Origin of the sequence: Streptomyces sp. MB09-02B, from assembly GCF_033794485.1 — a bacterium.
In the GTDB taxonomy this organism is placed as follows: Bacteria; Actinomycetota; Actinomycetes; order Streptomycetales; family Streptomycetaceae; genus Streptomyces.
In genome coordinates, this window is sequence record NZ_JARGEE010000150.1 from 1 (window position 1) to 19603 (window position 19603).

The window sequence follows — 19603 nt, forward strand, 5'->3', positions numbered from 1 at the left end:
CCCCGGACCCCGTTCGCGCAGTTCCCCGCGCCCCTGAAAACCGGACCCCGTTCGCGCAGTTCCCCGCGCCCCTGAAAACCGGACGCCGTTCGCGCCGTTCCCCGCGCCCCCTTAGGGGCGACCGAAGGGCGAGACGGGGCTGACCGGCATGTGACCGGCCGGTAAGGTCGGTGCCGTGCCGAAGCCGCTCAGTCTGTCCTTCGATCCCATCTCGCGCGCCGACGAGCACTGGAAGCAGCGCTGGGGGAGCGTCCCGTCCATGGCCGCGATCACGTCGATCATGCGTGCCCAGCAGATCCTGCTGGCGGAGGTCGACGCGGTGGTCAAACCGTACGGACTGACGTTCGCGCGCTACGAGGCCCTCGTGCTGCTCACCTTCTCGCAGAAGGGCGAGCTGCCGATGTCCAAGATCGGCGAGCGGCTCATGGTGCACCCCACGTCCGTGACGAACACCGTCGACCGGCTGGTGAAGTCCGGCCTGGTCGACAAGCGTCCGAACCCCAATGACGGCCGGGGCACCCTCGCCTCCATCACGGAGAAGGGGCGCGAGGTCTGCGACGCGGCCACCCGTGACCTCATGGCCATGGACTTCGGTCTCGGCGCCTACGACGCCGAGGAGTGCGCGGAGATCTTCGCGATGCTCAGGCCGCTGCGCGTGGCCGCGGGGGACTTCGAGGAGAGCTGAGCCGGCGACCGAGGGGTGCTCGAAGATCGTGCCCGACCTGTGGCTACGCTCGTGCGTATGAAAAAGAGCGTGCTGACCCGCTACCGCGTCCTGGCCTACGTCACCGGTGTGCTGCTGGTACTGCTGACCCTGGGCATGATCGGCAAGTACGTGCTCGAACTGGACGGCGCCGCGGACTTCACGTACGTCGTCAGCCTCGCGCACGGCTGGCTGTACGTCCTGTACCTGGTCTTCGCCTTCGATCTCGGCTCCAAGGCGAAGTGGCCGGTCAAGAAGCAGCTGTGGGTGCTGCTGGCGGGCACGATCCCGACGGCCGCCTTCTTCGTGGAGCGCAAGGTCAGCCGTGAGCTGGAGTCGCGGATCGCGGACAGCTCGCTCGCGACCGCCAAGGCGTAGCTCCCACCGCCGTACCGACGCGTACGGCGGTCTGCCGTCGACATTTACTAGGACGTCCTAGTAAATTGGAGTCATGGACGCTGACGCCATCGAAGAGGGCCGCCGCCGCTGGCAGGAACGTTACGACTCCGCGCGGAAGCGGGAGGCCGACTTCACGACGCTTTCCGGGGATCCGGTGGAGCCCGTGTACGGGCCCCGGCCGGGGGACGTGTATGAGGGGTTCGAGCGGATCGGCTGGCCGGGGGAGTACCCCTTCACCCGCGGGCTGTATCCGACCGGCTACCGGGGGCGGACCTGGACGATCCGCCAGTTCGCGGGGTTCGGGAACGCGGAGCAGACGAACGAGCGGTACAAGAAGATCCTCGCCAACGGGGGCGGAGGACTGTCCGTCGCCTTCGACATGCCGACGCTCATGGGGCGGGACTCGGACGAGTCGCGCTCGCTCGGTGAGGTGGGGCACTGCGGGGTCGCCATCGACTCCGCAGCCGACATGGAGGTGCTCTTCCAGGACATCCCGCTGGGCGATGTCACCACCTCCATGACGATCAGCGGGCCCGCCGTGCCCGTCTTCTGCATGTACCTCGTGGCCGCCGAGCGGCAGGGCGTCGACCCGGGCGTGCTCAACGGCACCCTCCAGACCGACATCTTCAAGGAGTACATCGCGCAGAAGGAGTGGCTCTTCCAGCCCGAGCCGCACCTGCGCCTCATCGGCGACCTCATGGAGCACTGCGCGGCCGAGATCCCCGCGTACAAGCCGCTCTCCGTCTCCGGCTACCACATCCGCGAGGCCGGGGCCACGGCCGCGCAGGAGCTGGCGTACACGCTCGCCGACGGCTTCGGGTACGTGGAGCTGGGGCTGAGCCGTGGGCTCGACGTCGACGTGTTCGCGCCCGGGCTGTCCTTCTTCTTCGACGCGCACGTCGACTTCTTCGAGGAGATCGCCAAGTTCCGCGCGGCGCGCCGGATCTGGGCGCGGTGGATGCGGGACGTGTACGGGGCGCGCACGGAGAAGGCCCAGTGGCTGCGCTTCCACACGCAGACCGCCGGGGTCTCGCTGACCGCGCAGCAGCCGTACAACAACGTGGTGCGTACGGCGGTGGAGGCGCTGTCGGCGGTGCTCGGCGGCACCAACTCGCTGCACACCAACGCGCTGGACGAGACGCTGGCGCTGCCGTCCGAGCAGGCCGCGGAGATCGCCCTGCGGACGCAGCAGGTGCTGATGGAGGAGACCGGCGTCGCCAATGTCGCCGATCCGCTGGGTGGTTCGTGGTACGTCGAGCAGCTGACGGACCGTATCGAGGCCGACGCCGAGAAGATCTTCGACCAGATCAGGGAGCGGGGGCTGCGGGCGCATCCGGACGGGGTGCATCCGATCGGGCCGATCACGTCCGGGATCCTGCGGGGGATCGAGGACGGGTGGTTCACCGGGGAGATCGCGGAGTCCGCCTTCCGGTACCAACAGGCGCTGGAGAAGGGGGAGAAGCGGGTCGTCGGCGTCAATGTCCACCATGGGTCCGTGACCGGCGACCTGGAGATCCTGCGGGTCAGCCATGAGGTGGAGCGGGAGCAGGTGCGGGTGCTCGCGGCGCGGAAGACGGCGCGGGACGACGCGGCGGTGCGGTCCGCGCTCGACGCGATGCTCGCGGCGGCGCGCAGTGGGGCCAACATGATCGGGCCGATGCTCGACGCGGTGCGGGCCGAGGCGACGCTGGGGGAGATCTGCGGGGTGCTGCGGGAGGAGTGGGGGGTGTATACGGAGCCGGCGGGGTTCTAGGGCGCGGCTGCCTGCGGCGGAGGGCCGTCGTCGAGTGCGGGTGCGTGGGGGCTTCTCGCGCAGTCCCCGCGCCCCTTACAGGGCGCGTCTTACGGGGCGCGTTTTATGAGGTGCCCCTCAGGCCGTGCAGCAAAAGGGTCGTGAAGCCCCTGGCCCAGTCCTCGTCCGCCGGTTCCGCGCTGACCAGGGTGCGGTGGACGACCGCGCCCGCGACGACGTCGAAGATGAGGTCGGCGATGCGGGCGGCGGTGGCGGGGTCGGATTCCGGGGGTAGTTCGCCGCGGAGTTGGGCGCGGGCGCGGCCCTCCAGGACGAGACGTTTCTGGCGGTCGACGATGGACGCGCGGATGCGTTCGCGCAGGGCGTCGTCGTGGGTCGACTCGGCGACGACGGCCATGAGACCGCTCTTGGCCTCCGGGCGGGTCAGGATCGCCGCGAACTGGAGCACCACGCCCTCGATGTCGGCCGCCAGGCTGCCCCGGTCGGGGAGGCGCAGTTCGTCGAAGAGTTCCGCCACGGCGTCCACGACGAGTTCGTTCTTGCCGGCCCAGCGGCGGTAGAGGGTCGTCTTCGCGACACCGGCCCGGCCGGCCACGTCGCCCAGGGTCAGCTTCGACCAGCCCAGCTCGACCAGTGCCTCACGGGTCGCGGCCAGGATCGCGGCGTCCGCGGCGGCGCTGCGCGGACGGCCGCCCGTGGCCCGGGACGCGGGGGTGCGGCTCTGCATCCGCCGACCATATCCGGCCGTTGTCGAATTTCTCCCCGCCGTCGTGAGGCAGATCACTGCGGAGTGGGTACGGAGGGGTGCAGGAGAGCCTCCGGGCCCGTTACGCTACGGGTCGTAGCGTAAGCCCGGTGGGGTCCTGGCCCAGGACGCTTTTCACCTGCGTGCTCGGAAGGGGGAGGATGTACTCATGCAGCCACGGAACATGTCCATGAGCGGAGTCGTCGACCTCGCCGCGGTGAAGGCGGCCCAGGAGGCCAAGTCGAAGGCGGAGCAGGCGCGCGCCGAAGCGGCCCGGCAGGGCGGGGGAGGGGCGGTCTCCCCGGCCGACCTGGTCATCGACGTCGACGAGGCCGGGTTCGAGAGCGAGGTCCTGCAGCGGTCCACCGAAGTCCCCGTCGTCATCGACTTCTGGGCCGAGTGGTGTCAGCCCTGCAAGCAGCTCAGCCCGGTGCTGGAGCGCCTCGCCGTCGAGTACAACGGCAAGTTCGTCCTCGCGAAGATCGATGTCGACGCCAACCAGATGTTGATGCAGCAGTTCGGGATCCAGGGGATCCCGGCCGTGTTCGCCGTTGTCGCCGGTCAGGCCCTGCCCCTCTTCCAGGGCGCCGCCCCCGAGCAGCAGATCCGCGCGACCCTCGACCAGCTGGTCCAGGTCGCCGAGGAGCGCTTCGGGCTCACCGGCCTGGTGGTGGACCCGGACGCCGAGTCCGGCGCCCCCGTCGAGGCGGCGGCCCCGCAGATCCCGGCCGGCCCCTACGACCACCTGCTCGAAGCCGCCGTACGGGCCCTGGACGCGGGCGACTTCGGGGGCGCGGTGCAGGCGTACAAGAACGTGCTGAGCGACGACCCGGGCAACACCGAGGCCAAACTGGGCCTCGCGCAGGCCGAGTTGCTCCAGCGCGTGCAGGGCGCCGACCCGCAGGACGTGCGCAAGGCGGCCGCCGAGAACCCGGGTGACGCGCGGGCGCAGATCGCGGCGGCGGACCTCGACCTCGTCGGCGGACATGTGGAGGACGCGTTCGGGCGACTCATCGACACGGTGCGGCGCACGGCCGGTGACGACCGGGACGCCGTACGGCTGAGGCTGCTGGAGCTCTTCGAGGTGGTCGGCGGTGACGACCCGCGGGTGGCCGCGGCGCGTCGGTCGCTGGCGCGGGCCCTGTTCTGACCCGTCCGTGAACCCCCTGCCTCGGCCGAGCGTTGGCTGTGACGGGCGGAGGCCCGGGGGCTCGTGAGCACCCCGTCCCGCAGTGCGGGGGCGGGTGGTGCGCGAGTGAGAGATTTGGCGACACAGCGACACCGCGGCCGCGTTTTACCAAATCTTGGTAAACGCGGCCGCTGTTACTGGCAGTAAGAGAAAGTCGTCGTTCTGTCGGACTCTGTCCGACTGTCCACCCTTGTGTCGCCTCACCCGGTGCCACCCAGGGTCGCTGGCCGATGCCGATGGGTCGTTGTTCGGTTATCCGTCCGTTACTAGCCAGTAACGACCCCCCTTGCGGGGGCGGCGAGAATGCACCACGATCGGCGACGCTCGGTCCTGTCCCGTACCCCGCCAGCCAGTCGGGTCAACGGGTTTTCTGGGTCCCCACCGAGTAGAGCGGGCGACAGTGGCGCCGGCTCTTGGGCAGGGGGGTCTCCGCCAACCGCGGAGCCTGTCCAGCAGGTTGTGCGTGATGCGTGTCAGGCGCGACCAGTGGTTGTCGCTCGGGGGTGATCGCCGGTGATTCGGGCGCTTTTCGCGCCACCGAGCGCGGGCGCTCTCCTTCCCGAGGACGTAGCACTTCTCCCATCCCTGCCTGGTTGAGCCGCCGCCTGTGGGGGCGAGCCGGTGTCAGGAGATGTACGTCCGAGAAGGAGGAAATATGGAGTCCCAGGTGCGTGGCGGGACCAGATGGAAGCGGTTCGCTGTGGTCATGGTGCCCAGCGTCGCCGCCACGGCAGCGATAGGTGTCGCCCTCGCGCAGGGTGCTCTCGCCGCGTCGTTCAGTGTGTCGGGCCAGTCGTTCAAGGTGACGGCGGGTCAGCTCGACGGCACGGGCTTCTCGCAGTACGGAGCGCTCGACGAGGGTTACACCCTCAAGGGCGAGAAGACGGTTCACCCCGTCGCCGTTTCGGCGTTCAAGTCCGCGACCATCACCAACATGTGCCAGTCGGTCGTCACCCCGGGTGTCCCGATCCTCGGTAGCGTCAGCCTCAAGCTGACCGCCGGCACCGGTGGCAAGAAGGTCGAGGCCGAGAACCTCTACATCGACGTCGAGGACCTCGAGGCGGATGCCGTCTTCAAGGGCATCGACATCGGTGTGGCGGCCAAGGACGCCAACAAGGGTCCGGGCATGAAGGGTGGCTCGGAGCAGGCCAACCCCTACGGGTTCGCTCAGCAGGCCGACTCGGCCTCGCTCACCGGCGTGAAGCAGACGGCGTGGGCGACCACCGCAGGAACCTTCAAGCTGAGCAACTTGAAGATGTCGCTCCACAAGGGCGTCGTGGAGTGCTACTAGGCACTCCCTGGGCGGGTGAGGGGGCGTCCGCTTCTTCGCCCGCCCGTCCCCCTCGCCGTGCGCTCCACCGCGCACGCGACCTCCGTACCTGAATTCCGTACGCCCGTCTCCGTACGTGTCGTACGTGAACTTCTCACAGCAACACCGTTCCAGGGAGCTGTTGTCCATGAGCGCCGAGTCAACGGGGCAGAACGAAGACTATCTCCGCGCCTTTCGGCGGCGCTTTAGCGACTGGAGGGGCTCACGTCCCTTCTGGGCGGGCCTGTTGGTCCTGCTCGGCGGTTTCCCGATCATGTACCTGCCGTACGCGAACCTCCAGATCGGCCACCTGACGCTCGCCATGTCGACGACGGGCGGCGCGGGATCCCTCATCATCGGCGTGCTGCTGGTGGTGCTCGGGGTCAGCCTCTGGTTCCAGCGGCACGTACGCACCTTCGCCGGTACGGCGGCGATCCTCCTGGCGCTCGTGTCCATCCCTGTGTCCAACCTCGGTGGCTTCGGTGTCGGCTTCCTGCTCTCCCTGATCGGCGGTGCGCTGGCCATCGCCTGGGCGCCCGGTCACGAGGAGGCGGCGGTGCCGTCCACCTACAAGACCCCGTCGCGGACGCCGGTGGCGCAGGACACGGCTCCCGAGAACACGGCACAGCAAGGTGCGGTCCCCCTGCACAAGGGCGACGCCCCGGAGTCCGCGGGAGCGGGTTCGGTGAGCGGGGCGCCGAACGGCGAGGGCGACGACCTGACAGGTACCACCCCCACGAACGGGACGAACGGGAGGCACAGTGCCGGCTGACGAGGTGACCCACGGGACTTCGGTGGGAGAGTCCCGTGCGAGATCCGGACCGCGGCACGCGGCGCCCAAGAAGCCCCTTCTCACCCGGCTGAACGTGCCGGCGGGCAAGGCGATAGCCCTGGCGGCGATGCCGACGGCGGTCCTCATGGGCATGGGCTTCACGCCCACGCTGACGCTCGCCCGCGCCGACGACCCGACGAAGCTGAGTCTGACGGCCGACGAGTACAAGGACTGCGTGGAGGCCCTGGAGGCCGCCGAGGAGGGCACCGACGCCTCCGCCACGCCCACCCCGACGCCGTCCGCCGAGGAGAGCACCGACTCCACGGACGAGGGCACGTCGACGGACGAGGGCGACGACACGTCCGCGGGCGACGACTCCGCCGACGACAGCAACTCCTCCGGTGACTCGGCCACCGACGACACGACCACGGACGACTCCGCGTCGTCGGATTCAGGTTCCGACGACAAGGACGGCGCCGCCTCGGACGGGTCGTCGACGGCGGACGACGGCGACAAGTCCGCGACCGGCACGGCCGACTCCGGCGACACCTCGTCGGCCGACACCTCCGGGACCGGCGGCGGCAACGTGCTGGAGGACATCGGCACCGCGATCGAGGACCTGTTCACGCCGGACGACAAGGAGACGGAGACCACCACCCCGTCCACGTCCACCAGCCCGTCCCCGTCGCCCTCCCCCTCGGAGGACGCCTCCGGCTCCGACGAGGGCAAGGACGACTCGGGCTCGGACGCCGGCAAGGACGCGAAGGACACCGCCGACAACGCCTCCGACAAGGTCGAGGACGCCGCGAAGGACGTCACCGACAGCGCCGAGGACACCGAGGACACCGAGAAGGCGGCCGACGACGCCGCCGACGACGCGACGGACGACGCCACCGCCACGCCGAGCCCCTCGCCGAGCGAGAGCGCGGACACCGAGGGCTGCCCCGTCGCCACGGACGACGAGAGCGGCGTCGAGAAGGGCATACCGCCGCTGCCGAACGACCCCTGGTACCTGAACGCCAGCTCGCTGCTGCTGAAGGGCGCCGACTACAAGGGCGTCGTCAAGGTGAAGACCGCCGACGGCTCGGTCAAGGAGGTGCTGAAGTACGTCATATCCGACGGCACCGACATCGGCGACCTGCACCAGACGGTCGAGGACAAGCAGGCCGGCGTGACCTACCACGTGCAGGCCGGCAAGGGCACGACGTCCACGATCCGCGAGGGCAAGACGGTCATGTACACCGAGAGCATCTCCGGCAACCTGCTCGGTCTGATCCCGGTGACCTTCGACCCGAAGCACCCGCCGCCGCTGAACATCCCGCTGATCTACTTCACCAAGGTGAAGGTCGTCCAGGCGGGCCAGTTCGGCGGAACGCTCACCGTGCCGGGCATGCACCAGTTCATGACCGACTGAGCGGCCGGTCACCTCGGGCCCGGGGAGAACCGGGCCCCGCACAGGACCCGTCCGGGAGCCGCACAGCGCTGAGGGCGCCCCCTGTTCCCAGGAGGCGCCCTCAGCGCTGTCGTACGACGGTGGCGGCCGCGTCAGTCGCGGGCGCCGCCGCCCAGGTGGTGCACCCGGACCATGTTGGTGGTGCCGGGGACGCCGGGGGGCGAGCCGGCGGTGATGACCGCGATGTCGCCCTCGTTGAAGCGGTTGAGCTTGACCATCTCGTGGTCGACCAGGTCGACCATCTCGTCGGTGCTGTTCACGAACGGCACGACGTGCGACTCGACACCCCAGCTGAGCGCCAGCTGGTTCCGGGTGGACTCGTCGGTGGTGTACGCGATGATCGGCTGCGACGCGCGATAGCGGGAGAGCCGACGGGCCGTGTCACCGGACTGCGTGAACGCCACCAGGGCCCGGCCGCCGAGGAAGTCGGCGATCTCGCAGGCGGCACGGGCGATCGAACCGCCCTGCGTACGCGGCTTCTTGCCCGGCACCAGCGGCTGCAGACCCTTGGAGAGCAGCTCCTCCTCGGCCGCCGCGACGATCTTCGACATCGTCCGGACCGTCTCCAGCGGGTACGCGCCCACGCTGGACTCCGCCGACAGCATGACCGCGTCCGCGCCGTCCAGGATCGCGTTGGCCACGTCGGACGCCTCGGCGCGCGTGGGACGGGAGTTGGTGATCATCGACTCCATCATCTGGGTCGCCACGATCACCGGCTTGGCGTTGCGGCGGCACAGCTCGATGAGCCGCTTCTGCACCATGGGGACCTTCTCGAGCGGGTACTCGACGGCCAGGTCGCCACGGGCGACCATCACGCCGTCGAACGCCATCACGACGTCCTCCATGTTCTCCACGGCCTGCGGCTTCTCCACCTTGGCGATGACGGGGACCCTGCGGCCCACCTCGTCCATCACCTTGTGGACGTCCCGCACGTCCTCGGCGTCCCGCACGAAGGAGAGCGCCACCAGGTCGCAGCCCATCCGCAGCGCGAACCGCAGGTCCTCGACGTCCTTCTCGGACAGCGCGGGCACGTTGACGGCCGCGCCGGGCAGGTTGATGCCCTTGTGGTCGGAGATGACACCGCCCTCGATGACCTCGGTCCGCACCCGCGGGCCGTCGACCTCGATGACCTTAAGCTCGACGTTGCCGTCGTTGATGAGGACCTGGTCGCCGGGGGAGACGTCCCCGGGCAGCCCCTTGTACGTCGTACCGCAGATCTGCTTGTCGCCCGGCACGTCCTCGGCGGTGATGGTGAACTCGTCACCGCGCACCAGCTCGACGGGACCCTCGGCGAAGGTCTCCAGACGGATCTTCGGGCCCTGCAGGTCGGCGAGCACACCGATGGCCACACCGGTCTCGGCGGCGGCGGCCCGGACCCGGTCGTAGCGGCCCTGGTGCTCGGCGTGGCTGCCGTGGCTGAAATTGAAACGGGCCACGTTCATGCCGGCCTCGATGAGGGCGACCAGTTGCTCGTGGGAGTCGACCGCGGGGCCGAGAGTACAGACGATTTTCGAACGGCGCATGGGACGATCCTATCGGTTTGTTTCGCTCCGGAATATTCCGTCTGGCGGAATGCTGCAATTCATATGGGCGGCTATGCGCTCAGTCGTGTTACCGGCGTGTATTGCCCGGTGGTGCTCAGTTGTTCTTTTCGAAGCTCAGATGTTCTTTCCGACCAGGGCGTACGTCTGTGCCGCGATCTCCAGCTCCTCGTCCGTCGGGACCACCGCGACGGCGACCCGTGCACCGGCCGGCGAGATCAGCCGCGGCGCGTCGCCCCGTACGGCGTTGAGGTCGCCGTCCACGGCCAGGCCCAGCCCCTCCAGGCCCGCGACGGCGGCCTCCCGTACCGGCGCCGCGTTCTCGCCGACCCCCGCCGTGAACGCGACCGCGTCCACCCGGCCGAGCACGGCGTAGTAGGCGCCGATGTACTTCTTCAACCGGTGAATGTAGATGTCGAAGGCCAGCTTCGCCCGTTCGTCGCCCTCGTCGATTCGCCGGCGGATTTCCCGCATGTCGTTGTCGCCGCACAACCCGATCAGACCGCTCTTCTTGTTGAGGAGAGTGTCGATCTCGTCCGTGGACATTCCGCCAACGCGCATCAAATGAAAGATGACGGCCGGGTCCATGTCCCCGGACCGGGTACCCATCACGAGCCCCTCCAAGGGCGTCAGCCCCATGGAGGTGTCCACACACCGCCCGCCCTCGACCGCCGAGGCCGACGCCCCGTTGCCGAGGTGCAGCACGATGACGTTCACCTCGGACGGGTCCCTGCCCAGCAGTTCGGCCGTCGCCCGGGACACGTACGCGTGCGAGGTGCCGTGGAAGCCGTAGCGGCGGATGCGGTGCGCGTCGGCGGTCTCGACGTCGATGGCGTAGCGGGCGGCCGACTCCGGCATGGTGGTGTGGAACGCCGTGTCGAACACGGCGACCTGGGGGAGGTCGGGCCGCAGCGCCCGGGCGGTCCGGATCCCGGTCAGGTTGGCCGGGTTGTGCAGCGGTGCCACCGGGATCAGCCGCTCGATCTCGGCGAGCACGGCGTTGTCGATCACGGTGGGCCGGGTGAAGCTCTGCCCGCCGTGCACCACGCGGTGGCCGATGGCGGCCAGTTCGGGGGAGTCCAGGCCGAGGCCGTCCTTGGCCAGTTCCTCCGCCACAGCCTGCAAGGCGGCTTCGTGGTCGGCGATCGGCTCGGTGCGCTCGCGGGAGGCACCCCCGTCGGTGAGCGGGGTGTGCTTCAGCCGGGAGGTCTCCTCGCCTATGCGCTCCACCAGGCCCATGGCCAGGCGGCTGCTGTCGCGCATGTCGAGGAGCTGGTACTTCACCGACGAGGAGCCGGAGTTGAGGACGAGGACGCGGGTGGCGGTCACGGGGGTGGGCTTTCTGTCGTCGGTGGGGGTCACTTGGCCGCGGGCGAGGCTGCGGGCGTGGCCGCGGGCGCGGGTGTCTGGGCCTGGATCGCCGTGATGGCGACCGTGGTGACGATGTCCTGGACGAGGGCGCCCCGCGACAGGTCGTTGACCGGCTTGCGCAGCCCCTGGAGGACCGGCCCGACCGCGAGCGCGCCCGCCGACCGCTGGACGGCCTTGTAGGTGTTGTTGCCGGTGTTGAGGTCCGGGAAGATCAACACCGTTGCCTGGCCCGCCACTTCGGAGTCCGGCAGCTTCGTCGCCGCGACACTCGGCTCCACGGCGGCGTCGTACTGGATCGGCCCCTCGATCAGCAGGTCGGGCCGCCGGGAGCGCACGATCCCGGTGGCCTCGCGCACCTTGTCGACGTCGGCGCCCGACCCGGACGTCCCCGTGGAGTACGACAGCATCGCGATCCTCGGCTCGACCCCGAACCGCCGCGCGGTGGCGGCCGACTGGATCGCGATGTCGGCGAGCTGCTCGGCGTTCGGGTCCGGGTTCACCGCGCAGTCCCCGTACACCAGCACCTTGTCGGCGAGGCACATGAAGAAGACGGACGAGACGATGTCGGCGTCCGGCTTGGTCTTGATGATCTCGAAGGCCGGCCGGATGGTGGCGGCGGTGGAGTGCACCGACCCCGAGACCATCCCGTCCGCCAGCCCCTCCTGGACCATCAGCGTGCCGAAGTAGTTCACATCGGACACCACGTCGTACGCCAGCTCCATGCTGACGTTCTTGTGGGCGCGGAACTGGGCGTACTTCTCCGCGAAGGAGTCGCGCCACGCGGAGGTCGCCGGGTCCACCAGCATGCTGTCGCCGAGGTCGATGCCCAGGTCGGCGGCCTTCTTGCGGATCTGCTCGACGGGGCCGAGGAGGGTGAGGTCGCAGACGTTCCGGCGGAGGATGACCTCGGCCGCGTGCAGCACCCGCTCCTCCGTGCCCTCGGGGAGGACCACGCGGCGCCGCTCGGAGCGGGCCTGTTCGAGGAGGGTGTGCTCGAACATCATCGGCGTGACCCGGTCGCTGCTCGGCGCCGACACCCGCCCCCGCAGCTCGGCGGTGTCCACGTGCCGCTCGAAGAGCCCGAGCGCGGTCTCCGCCTTGCGCGGGGTCACCGCGCTCAACTTGCCCTCCATGGAGAACAGTTCGGAGGCGGTGAGGAAGGAGCCGGACTCGACGGCGACGACGGGTGTGCCGGGGGCGAGGCGGGCGGCGAGGGTGAGGATCTCGTCGCTGGGGCGCTCGTCGAGGGTGAGCAGCAGGCCCGCGATCGGCGGGGTGCCGGCGCTGTGCGCGGCGAGGGAGCCGATGACGAGGTCCGCGCGGTCGCCGGGGGTGACGACCAGACAGCCCGGGGTCAGGGCGTTGAGGAAGTTGGGCAGCATGGCCCCGCCGAAGACGAAGTTCAGCGCGTCACGGGCGAGGCCCGAGTCGTCGCCGAGGAGGACCTTGCCGCCGAGCGCGTGGGTGATCTGGGCGACGGTCGGCGCGGAGAGCGCGGGCTCGTCGGGCAACACGTAACAGGGCACCGGGAGCGGCAGCCGCGAGTCCCCCAGCCGCTCGGCTATCTCACCGCGGTCGGCGGGCGCGACCCGGTTGACGACCATGGCGAGCACGTCACAGCCGAGGCCCTCGTACGCGCGGTAGGCGTTGTGCGTCTCGGCCGCGACCGACTCGGCGGTCTGCTTGCGCCCGCCGACCACCGGGATGACGGACGCGCCGAACTCGTTGGCGAGCCGGGCGTTGAGCGACAGCTCGTCCGGGAACTGCGTGTCGGCGAAGTCGGTCCCGAGGACGAGGACGACGTCGTAGTCCCGGGCGACGCCGTGGAAGCGGTCGACGAGCGTGGAGACCAGTTCGTCCGTGCCGTGCTCGGCCTGGAGGGTGGACGCCTCGTGGTAGTCCATGCCGTACACGGTCGCCGGGTCCTGGGTGAGCCGGTAGCGGGCGCGCAGCAGGTCGAAGAGCCGGTCCGGTCCGTGGTGCAGCAGCGGCCGGAACACCCCCACCCGGTCGACCTGGCGGGTCAGGAGCTCCATCACCCCCAGCTCCACGACCTGGCGGCCGTCGCCGCGATCGATCCCGGTCACGTACACGCTGCGCGTCACGTGTGCACTCCGTTTCTGGTTCGACTTCATGTGGTTCGACTGGTTCGGCAGGGGAGGGGTGGAAATCACCGTCACGGCGGACGGAAACCCTCTTGACAATACCCCTGACCATGGATAAGGCGCCCACCAGCGGGGAGGGGTGCCGGACGGGGGCGGACGGGCGCGGCGACCCCCGGTCGGCCGTGAAACAATCGGACTGGCTCACAAGTACCAGCAATCACCGATAATCACCGGCACGAGCAGGACGATCAGGACGATCAGGAGACACAGCACGATGCGTATCGGAGTTCTCACCGCAGGCGGCGACTGTCCGGGCCTGAACGCAGTGATCCGGTCGGTCGTGCACCGAGCGGTCGCCCAGTACGGCGACGAGGTCATCGGCTTCGAGGACGGCTACGCGGGGCTCCTCGACGGCCGCTACCGCACCCTCGACCTGGAGTCCGTCAGCGGCATCCTGGCCCGCGGCGGCACCATTCTCGGCTCCTCCCGCCTCCAGCGCGACCGCCTCCGCGAGGCCTGCGAGAACGCGCAGGACATGGCTCACCAGTTCGGTATCGACGTACTGATCCCGATCGGCGGCGAGGGCACGCTGACGGCCGCGCGGATGCTGAGCGACGCGGGGCTGCCGGTGGTCGGCGTCCCGAAGACCATCGACAACGACATCTCGTCGACCGATCGAACGTTCGGTTTCGATACGGCCGTAGGTGTCGCCACGGAGGCGATGGACCGCCTGAAGACGACCGCCGAGTCCCATCAGCGGGTGATGGTCGTCGAGGTCATGGGCCGGCACGCCGGCTGGATCGCGCTGGAGTCCGGGATGGCGGCGGGCGCGCACGGCATCTGTCTGCCGGAGCGGGCCTTCGACCCCGCCGACCTGGTGAAGATGGTGGAGAAGCGCTTCTCGCGCGGCAAGAAGTTCGCGGTCATCTGTGTCGCCGAGGGCGCGCACCCGGCCGAGGGCTCCATGGACTACGGCCACGGCGAGATCGACCAGTTCGGCCACGAGCGCTTCCAGGGCATCGGCACGGCGCTGGCGTACGAGCTGGAGCGCCGCCTCGGCAAGGAGGCCAAGCCCGTCATTCTCGGTCACATCCAGCGAGGCGGCACCCCGACCGCGTACGACAGGGTGCTCGCCACGCGCTTCGGCTGGCACGCGGTCGAGGCCGCGCACCGGGCCGACTACGGCCGGATGACCGCCCTGCGCGGCACCGAGGTGGTGATGGTGCCGCTGGCGGAGGCGGTGACCGAACTGAAGACGGTGCCGAAGGACCGCATGGACGAGGCGGAGTCGGTGTTCTAGGCCGGTTGTCGTCTTCCGTCACGGTCGTTCGCGTCTGTCAGTACGTCGTCGTTCGTTGGACCAGTGACCAGAAGCGGTCGACGATTCCGTCCAGGTAGTCACGGCCGGCGTCGCCCGAGTCGGTGGCGGCGGTGCCGTTGGCCCAGGTGAGGGTCGCGGCCATCAGACCCTGGTAGTCGGTGTGCAGCTCCTGCAGGACGTCCTCCAGGAGTTGTCGGTCGAGGGCGAGCAGTTTCGTGATCGGTCGTACGTGGGCCTGCCAGCGGGTGGTGGCCGCGCTGTGGAGCAGTTCCCTGAGCCTCGGCTCGCGCCCCGTCACGATGGTGAGTTCGGGCAGCGAGAGGTCGAGCACGGTGGCGAGGGCGGCCGCCTGACGGTCGGTGCCGCGCCACTCCCCGCTCTCCTCCATCCGGAGGTAGGCGGAGACTTCGAGGCCGACCGCGCGGGCGACGTCCTCGGCGGCGATCCCCTGGGCCGAGCGGTGCTCGCGCAAGGTCCGGGGAGAGGTGATGAGTTCACCGGGCGAGCACCACAACACCCCTGCGAGCGCGGTGAGTTCGGGGCCGCTGGGTGAGGCGGCGCCGCGTTCCCAGGCGGCGACCAGGTCCGGGGTGACGTACGGGAGGCCGAAGGAGGACCGCATCCCGTAGGCGACGTGTTCGGGCCCCATGCCCAGCGCCACGCGCAGGCTGCGGGCGACGGGGGCGTTGAAGGGCGGGACGGGGGCGGCGGCTTCTGCGGTCGACCGCGGGTACGAGTCCGGCCGCGGGTACGAGTCCGGCTGTGGGTACGGGTGCTGGGGCTGCCGTTCGCGGGCTGAGCGTCGGTGCACGCGCACAACGTAAGGGCGCCGGGCTGCGGTGACTACGGGCTGTTCGGCCACAAACACGGATTGTAGGAAGCTACGGTTGGTGAGAGTGCTGTGACTCCTGGGATCCGAGGGGCGTGCGTGCGGATGTCCGGGCGGGCCTGGGTAGGGATGACCGCATGACGAAGCTGGACGGGCACATACGGGAGCGCCTACTGGCGCCGAACTTCTGGCACTTGGCGACGGTGGGGCCGGACGGGGCACCTCAGGTGTCACCCATGTGGGTGGACATCGAGAGAGACGGAGAGGGTGCTACCGGGGCCGAGTACGTCATGGTCAACACGTCGGTGGGCCGGGTGAAGGAGGAGAACCTGCGCCGCAACCCCCTCGTGTCCCTGTCCCACCACGACCCCGAGAACCCCTACGACCGCGCCGAGATCCGGGGCCGCGTCGTCCGCTTCGTGGAGGGGGAGGAAGCGGAGCGGGCGATGGACCGGTTGACGCGAAAGTACATCGGAGAGGAGCGCTATCCGTGGCTCCTGCCCGGGGAGCGCCGCCTGATGATCCTGATCGAGCCGGTGCGGGTACGGCGGGTGGTGGGGGTGGAGCCGTTCCGGGCCGGGGTGTTGCCCGAGGGGTGAGGCCGGGGTGTTGCCCGAGGGGTGAGCCCCGCCGCGTGCGCGCGAACTCTGCACGCACAGAACACTGTCACGTCGCTCCCCGACAAGCGCCCTCCGTGTGAGCCCGTAACTTCTGCGTGCAAGGGGCCTGTCCACGACCGACGGGCTCGCACTGTCGCAAGGAGTGAGTCATGGGTTCGCAGGCGAGGGCATACGGCTTCGGTGTGCCGTGGGAGTCGATCTACGGGTACAGCCAGGCCGTCCAGGTCGGTGACACGGTTCATGTGTCAGGACAGCTCTCCCATGACCGTGACGGCACCTTCGTGGGCGCGGTCATGGGTGTCTCCGACCTGGCCCTGCCGGACCAACTCGTGGAGACAGGCGCGCTCGTGCGTCTCGACGTGCGGCCCGGCCTCACCCCTTGACCGCCCCGCCCAGAGCGAACCCGCCGCCCAGCCGCCTGGCCACCCCCACGTACAGCAGGATCACCGGCGTCGAATAGATCACCGAGAACGCCGCCAGTTGGCCGTAGATCACCGTCCCCCGATTGCCGAAGAACTCGTTGATGCTCACCGCCGCCGGCATCTGTTCCGGGGTCAGGAGCAGCATGAACGGGACGAAGAAGTTGCCCCACATCATCACGAACGAGAAGACGGTCACCACCGCGACGCCCGGTCCCATCAGCGGTAGCACGACCCGTGTCAGTGACTGCAGCGACGACGCGCCGTCCGTCCACGCCGCCTCCTCCAGTTCCTTCGGGACACCGTCCATGAAGTTCTTCATCAGCCAGATCGCGAAGGGGAGTTGGGACGCGGCGAAGAAGAAGATCGTGCCCTGCATGGTGTCGATCAGGTTCACCTGCACGAACAGCGCGTACACGGGGACCATGATCGCCGTGATGGGAAGACTCGTCGCGAACAGGATCGTCAGGAGGAAAGGGCGGTTCAGGCGGGAGTGGAAGCGGGAGAGCGGGTACGCCGCCAGGGCCGCGCACACCACCGTGAGCGCGGTCCCTCCGCCGCACAGCAGCAGGCTGTTCAGCAGCGGCGTGAACGTGATCTCCGGGGTCAGCACCGCGTCGTAGTTGTCGAGGGTCACGCCGTCCGGGAGCTTCACCGTCAGGTTCGCCTCCTGGTCCACCGACGAGAGGATCACCCAGGCCAGTGGGAGGACGAAGGCCGCGGCGATGACGAGGAGACCCGCGTCTGCCGCCAGCCGTCGGGTGTTCGGGGAGGTCACGGCACTCACACCTCCGTCCGCAGCAGCCGCAGATAGATCACCGAGAACAGCGAACCCACCACCAGCAGCAACAGTGCCACCGCCGTGCCGTAGCCGATCATGCTCTTCTGGAACGCCTCCTCGTACATGAAGAGGGGGAGGGTCTGGCTCCTGCCGCCCGGGCCGCCTCGCGTCATCACCCAGATCAGGCCGAAGACCGACAGGGTCTGGAGGGTGATCAGCATGAGGTTCGTGCCGATGGAGCGGCGGATCATCGGGAGCGTGATGTGCCACATGCGGCGCCAGCCGCCCGCGCCGTCCATCTCCGCCGCTTCCGTGATCTCCTTCGGGATCTCGTTCAGGGCAGCCGAGTAGACCAGCATCGAGAAGGCCGTTCCCCGCCAGACGTTCGCGAACGACACCGCCAGGATCGGGAGCGTGTACAGCCAGTTCTGGGTGGGGAGATGGAGCCAGTCCAGGACGGCGTTCAGGGTTCCCTCGCGGCGGAAGAAGGCGTACAGGAGGAAACCGGCCACCACCTCCGGGAGGACCCACGCCGTCACGACGATTCCCCCCACCAGCGTGCGGACGGGTTTCGAGGCGCGCTGCATCAGCGCCGCCAGCGCCAGTCCCAGCGTGTTCTGGCCCAGCAGCGCGGAGACCACCGTGAAGACCAGGGTCAGCCAGACCGCGTTCAGGAAGGCCTCGTCCCCGAAGGCCGTGCGGAAGTTCTCGAAGCCGATGAAGGAGTCCTCGGCCTGGCCGGTGAGTTGGAGGTCCGTGAAGGCGATGTAGGCGCAGTAGGCGATCGGACCGGCGAGGAAGAGGAGCAGGAGGACGGTGGCGGGGGTGAGGGGGAGTGCCCGGGCCGCGGTGCGCAGGACGGGGTGGGGCGGTGGCCCGGGCGTAGCCCTTGTCGGCCCCTTCATGCGTCCGTGCTCACTCTTCGATCACCTGGTCGTCCGTCGCCGCCTTCAGCTCCTCGTCGTAGTTCTCCGCCGCCTCCGCCACCGACGCGTCGCCGGTCGTCACGGATTCCATCGCCTCCTGGATCGCCGTGGAGACCTTCGGGTACGCCGGGTACGCCGGACGGTAATGCGTGCTCGACACCAGGTCGGTGAAGAACTTGATGCCGGGCTGCGCCTGCGCGTACGCGGGATCCGAGGCCACGTCCTTGCGGACGGCGATTCCGGAATTGGCGATGTACCACTTCTGGGCGTTCGTCTTCGACTGCATCGTCTCGATGAACTCGAAGGCGAGGTCGGGGTTGCCGGCCTTGTCGGGAACGGCCCAGGTCCAGCCGCCGGACATGCTCACCTTGCCGGGGGACTGGCCGTTCTGGGTCGGCATGGCGGCGAGGCCCAGCTTCTCCGACCACTCCGGCCATTCGTGACCGCTGCCGGGCAGCCAGTCCTGGGGGAGCCAGGAGCCGTCGAGGTTGATGCCGAGTTTCCCCTCGGGGAGGAGTTCGCCGCGAACCCGGGTGGAGATGTTGGGGTCGAGGGCGTCGGAGACCTCCGGGCCCAGTTTCTCCCGGTAGACCGTCTCCACGAAGGTGAGGGCGTCCTTGAATCCCTGTGTGCCCGCCTTCCATTTCTTCGACTTCTCGTCGTACAACGGGTCGGCGCCACCCCGCGTGGCCCCTTCCGTGCCGTACAGGAGCATTTCGAAGCCCTGCATGGTCGCGGCCTCACCGGCCGGTTTGCCCGTGTAGACGTTGAGCGGAATGACGTCCGGGACCTTTTCCTTGATGGTGCGGGCGGCGTCGAGCACGTCCTCCCACGTCTTCGGCTGCCAGTCCGCCGGCAGGCCCGCCTTCGCGAAGATCGCCTTGTCGAACCACAGGCCGCGTGTGTCCGTGCCGTCGGGAATTCCGTACGTCTTCCCGTCCTCGGCCTTCGCCGCCGTCCTGGCCGTGTCGATGAACTGGTCCCAGTCCTTCCAGTCGGCCAAGTAGTCGTCCAGGGGCTTCAGATAGCCGCTCGTGATGTCCGAGTTGATGAGGAACGTGTCCTCGTAGACGAGGTCCGGTGCCGTCTTCGGCGAGCGCAGCATCTGCTGCACCTTGGTGTAGTACTCCGAGTCCGGGGCCTTGATCGGGACGAGTTTCACCTTCTTGCCCGGATTCGCCTTCTCGAACTGTTTCTTGACGTCGGCGAGGAAGGTGTCCAACACCCGGACCTGGTTGTCCGTGGACTGTTTGTAGGAGACCTCCACCGTGTCCGGGTCGCTGCCGGAGCCGTTGCCGCAGGCGGCGAGCGCACCCGGCGCGGTGACCGCCAGGGCGGCGGTGAGGAGGAGGCGGAGGGGGGATCGG

18 protein-coding genes are annotated in these 19603 nt (G+C 69.2%); 10 read left to right on the forward strand and 8 right to left on the reverse strand.

Translation table 11 applies throughout. From position 1 onward, the window contains the following. Positions 1 to 175 precede the first annotated feature (175 nt). The 3 genes from P1P70_RS21405 to P1P70_RS21415 all read left to right on the forward strand — a co-directional run bounded on the left by P1P70_RS21405 (position 176) and on the right by P1P70_RS21415 (position 2855). Positions 176 to 685, forward strand: coding sequence for a MarR family transcriptional regulator (locus tag P1P70_RS21405; RefSeq protein ID WP_319240186.1), 510 nt, complete (start codon positions 176 to 178; stop codon positions 683 to 685). A 57-nt stretch (positions 686 to 742) separates the two neighbouring features. Beyond that, a complete protein-coding gene (locus P1P70_RS21410; protein WP_319240188.1) occupies positions 743 to 1081 on the forward strand; it encodes a DUF3817 domain-containing protein in 339 nt (112 codons plus the stop codon). 73 nt (positions 1082 to 1154) lie between these two features. Further along, the gene (locus P1P70_RS21415; protein WP_319240190.1) at positions 1155 to 2855 is read left to right on the forward strand and encodes a methylmalonyl-CoA mutase family protein; all 1701 of its coding nucleotides are present in this window, start codon (positions 1155 to 1157) and stop codon (positions 2853 to 2855) included. 103 nt (positions 2856 to 2958) lie between these two features. On the opposite strand, the gene P1P70_RS21420 is transcribed toward P1P70_RS21415, so the two are convergent. Further along, positions 2959 to 3582 (reverse strand): TetR/AcrR family transcriptional regulator, encoded by a 624-nt coding sequence (locus tag P1P70_RS21420; RefSeq protein ID WP_319240192.1) that lies wholly within the window; start codon positions 3580 to 3582, stop codon positions 2959 to 2961. A gap of 187 nt (positions 3583 to 3769) precedes the next feature. On the opposite strand from P1P70_RS21420, the gene P1P70_RS21425 reads away from it, so the two are divergent. From P1P70_RS21425 to P1P70_RS21440, 4 genes are all read left to right on the forward strand, one after another. Next, on the forward strand, positions 3770 to 4750 hold the full coding sequence (locus P1P70_RS21425; protein WP_319240194.1) for a tetratricopeptide repeat protein: 981 nt from the start codon (positions 3770 to 3772) through the stop codon (positions 4748 to 4750). A gap of 694 nt (positions 4751 to 5444) precedes the next feature. Next, positions 5445 to 6080, forward strand: a complete 636-nt coding sequence (locus P1P70_RS21430; protein WP_045558889.1) for a DUF6230 family protein — start codon at positions 5445 to 5447, stop codon at positions 6078 to 6080. A gap of 166 nt (positions 6081 to 6246) precedes the next feature. After that, positions 6247 to 6870 carry a DUF6114 domain-containing protein gene (locus P1P70_RS21435; protein WP_319240196.1) on the forward strand — a complete coding sequence of 208 codons (624 nt, stop codon included), beginning with the start codon at positions 6247 to 6249 and terminating at the stop codon, positions 6868 to 6870. Then, entirely contained in the window at positions 6860 to 8284 is a 1425-nt protein-coding gene (locus P1P70_RS21440; protein ID WP_319240198.1) for a hypothetical protein, read from the forward strand. The genes P1P70_RS21435 and P1P70_RS21440 overlap by 11 nt, the downstream gene beginning before the upstream one ends. A 131-nt stretch (positions 8285 to 8415) precedes the next feature. Here P1P70_RS21440 and pyk read toward each other — a convergent pair whose 3' ends face one another. The 3 genes from pyk to pta form a co-directional block, all read right to left on the reverse strand. Continuing rightward, on the reverse strand, positions 8416 to 9846 hold the full coding sequence (pyk, locus tag P1P70_RS21445) for a pyruvate kinase (RefSeq protein ID WP_319240199.1): 1431 nt from the start codon (positions 9844 to 9846) through the stop codon (positions 8416 to 8418). A 135-nt stretch (positions 9847 to 9981) separates the two neighbouring features. Continuing rightward, positions 9982 to 11193: an acetate kinase gene (locus tag P1P70_RS21450; protein ID WP_319240201.1), complete on the reverse strand. Its 1212-nt coding sequence runs from the start codon at positions 11191 to 11193 to the stop codon at positions 9982 to 9984. 29 nt (positions 11194 to 11222) lie between these two features. Beyond that, positions 11223 to 13340 (reverse strand): phosphate acetyltransferase, encoded by a 2118-nt coding sequence (gene pta / locus P1P70_RS21455; RefSeq protein WP_319240203.1) that lies wholly within the window; start codon positions 13338 to 13340, stop codon positions 11223 to 11225. A gap of 274 nt (positions 13341 to 13614) precedes the next feature. Between pta and P1P70_RS21460 the strand changes: the two genes are divergently transcribed. Next, on the forward strand, positions 13615 to 14640 hold the full coding sequence (locus P1P70_RS21460; RefSeq protein ID WP_319240205.1) for an ATP-dependent 6-phosphofructokinase: 1026 nt from the start codon (positions 13615 to 13617) through the stop codon (positions 14638 to 14640). Between the two features lie 37 nt (positions 14641 to 14677). On the opposite strand, the gene P1P70_RS21465 is transcribed toward P1P70_RS21460, so the two are convergent. Next, positions 14678 to 15472 carry a helix-turn-helix transcriptional regulator gene (locus P1P70_RS21465; protein ID WP_319240207.1) on the reverse strand — a complete coding sequence of 265 codons (795 nt, stop codon included), beginning with the start codon at positions 15470 to 15472 and terminating at the stop codon, positions 14678 to 14680. 155 nt (positions 15473 to 15627) lie between these two features. On the opposite strand from P1P70_RS21465, the gene P1P70_RS21470 reads away from it, so the two are divergent. After that, positions 15628 to 16089, forward strand: a complete 462-nt coding sequence (locus P1P70_RS21470; RefSeq protein ID WP_319240209.1) for a PPOX class F420-dependent oxidoreductase — start codon at positions 15628 to 15630, stop codon at positions 16087 to 16089. 170 nt (positions 16090 to 16259) lie between these two features. Beyond that, positions 16260 to 16493, forward strand: a complete 234-nt coding sequence (locus tag P1P70_RS21475; protein WP_319240211.1) for a hypothetical protein — start codon at positions 16260 to 16262, stop codon at positions 16491 to 16493. On the opposite strand, the gene P1P70_RS21480 is transcribed toward P1P70_RS21475, so the two are convergent. The 3 genes from P1P70_RS21480 to P1P70_RS21490 all read right to left on the reverse strand — a co-directional run. Next, positions 16483 to 17307: a carbohydrate ABC transporter permease gene (locus P1P70_RS21480; protein ID WP_319240213.1), complete on the reverse strand. Its 825-nt coding sequence runs from the start codon at positions 17305 to 17307 to the stop codon at positions 16483 to 16485. The genes P1P70_RS21475 and P1P70_RS21480 overlap by 11 nt on opposite strands. 5 nt (positions 17308 to 17312) lie before the next feature. Further along, positions 17313 to 18215 carry a sugar ABC transporter permease gene (locus P1P70_RS21485; protein ID WP_319240215.1) on the reverse strand — a complete coding sequence of 301 codons (903 nt, stop codon included), beginning with the start codon at positions 18213 to 18215 and terminating at the stop codon, positions 17313 to 17315. Positions 18216 to 18225: 10 nt separating this feature from the next. Further along, the coding region (locus P1P70_RS21490) for an extracellular solute-binding protein (RefSeq protein ID WP_319240217.1) at positions 18226 to 19603 on the reverse strand (1378 nt) is incomplete at its 5' end.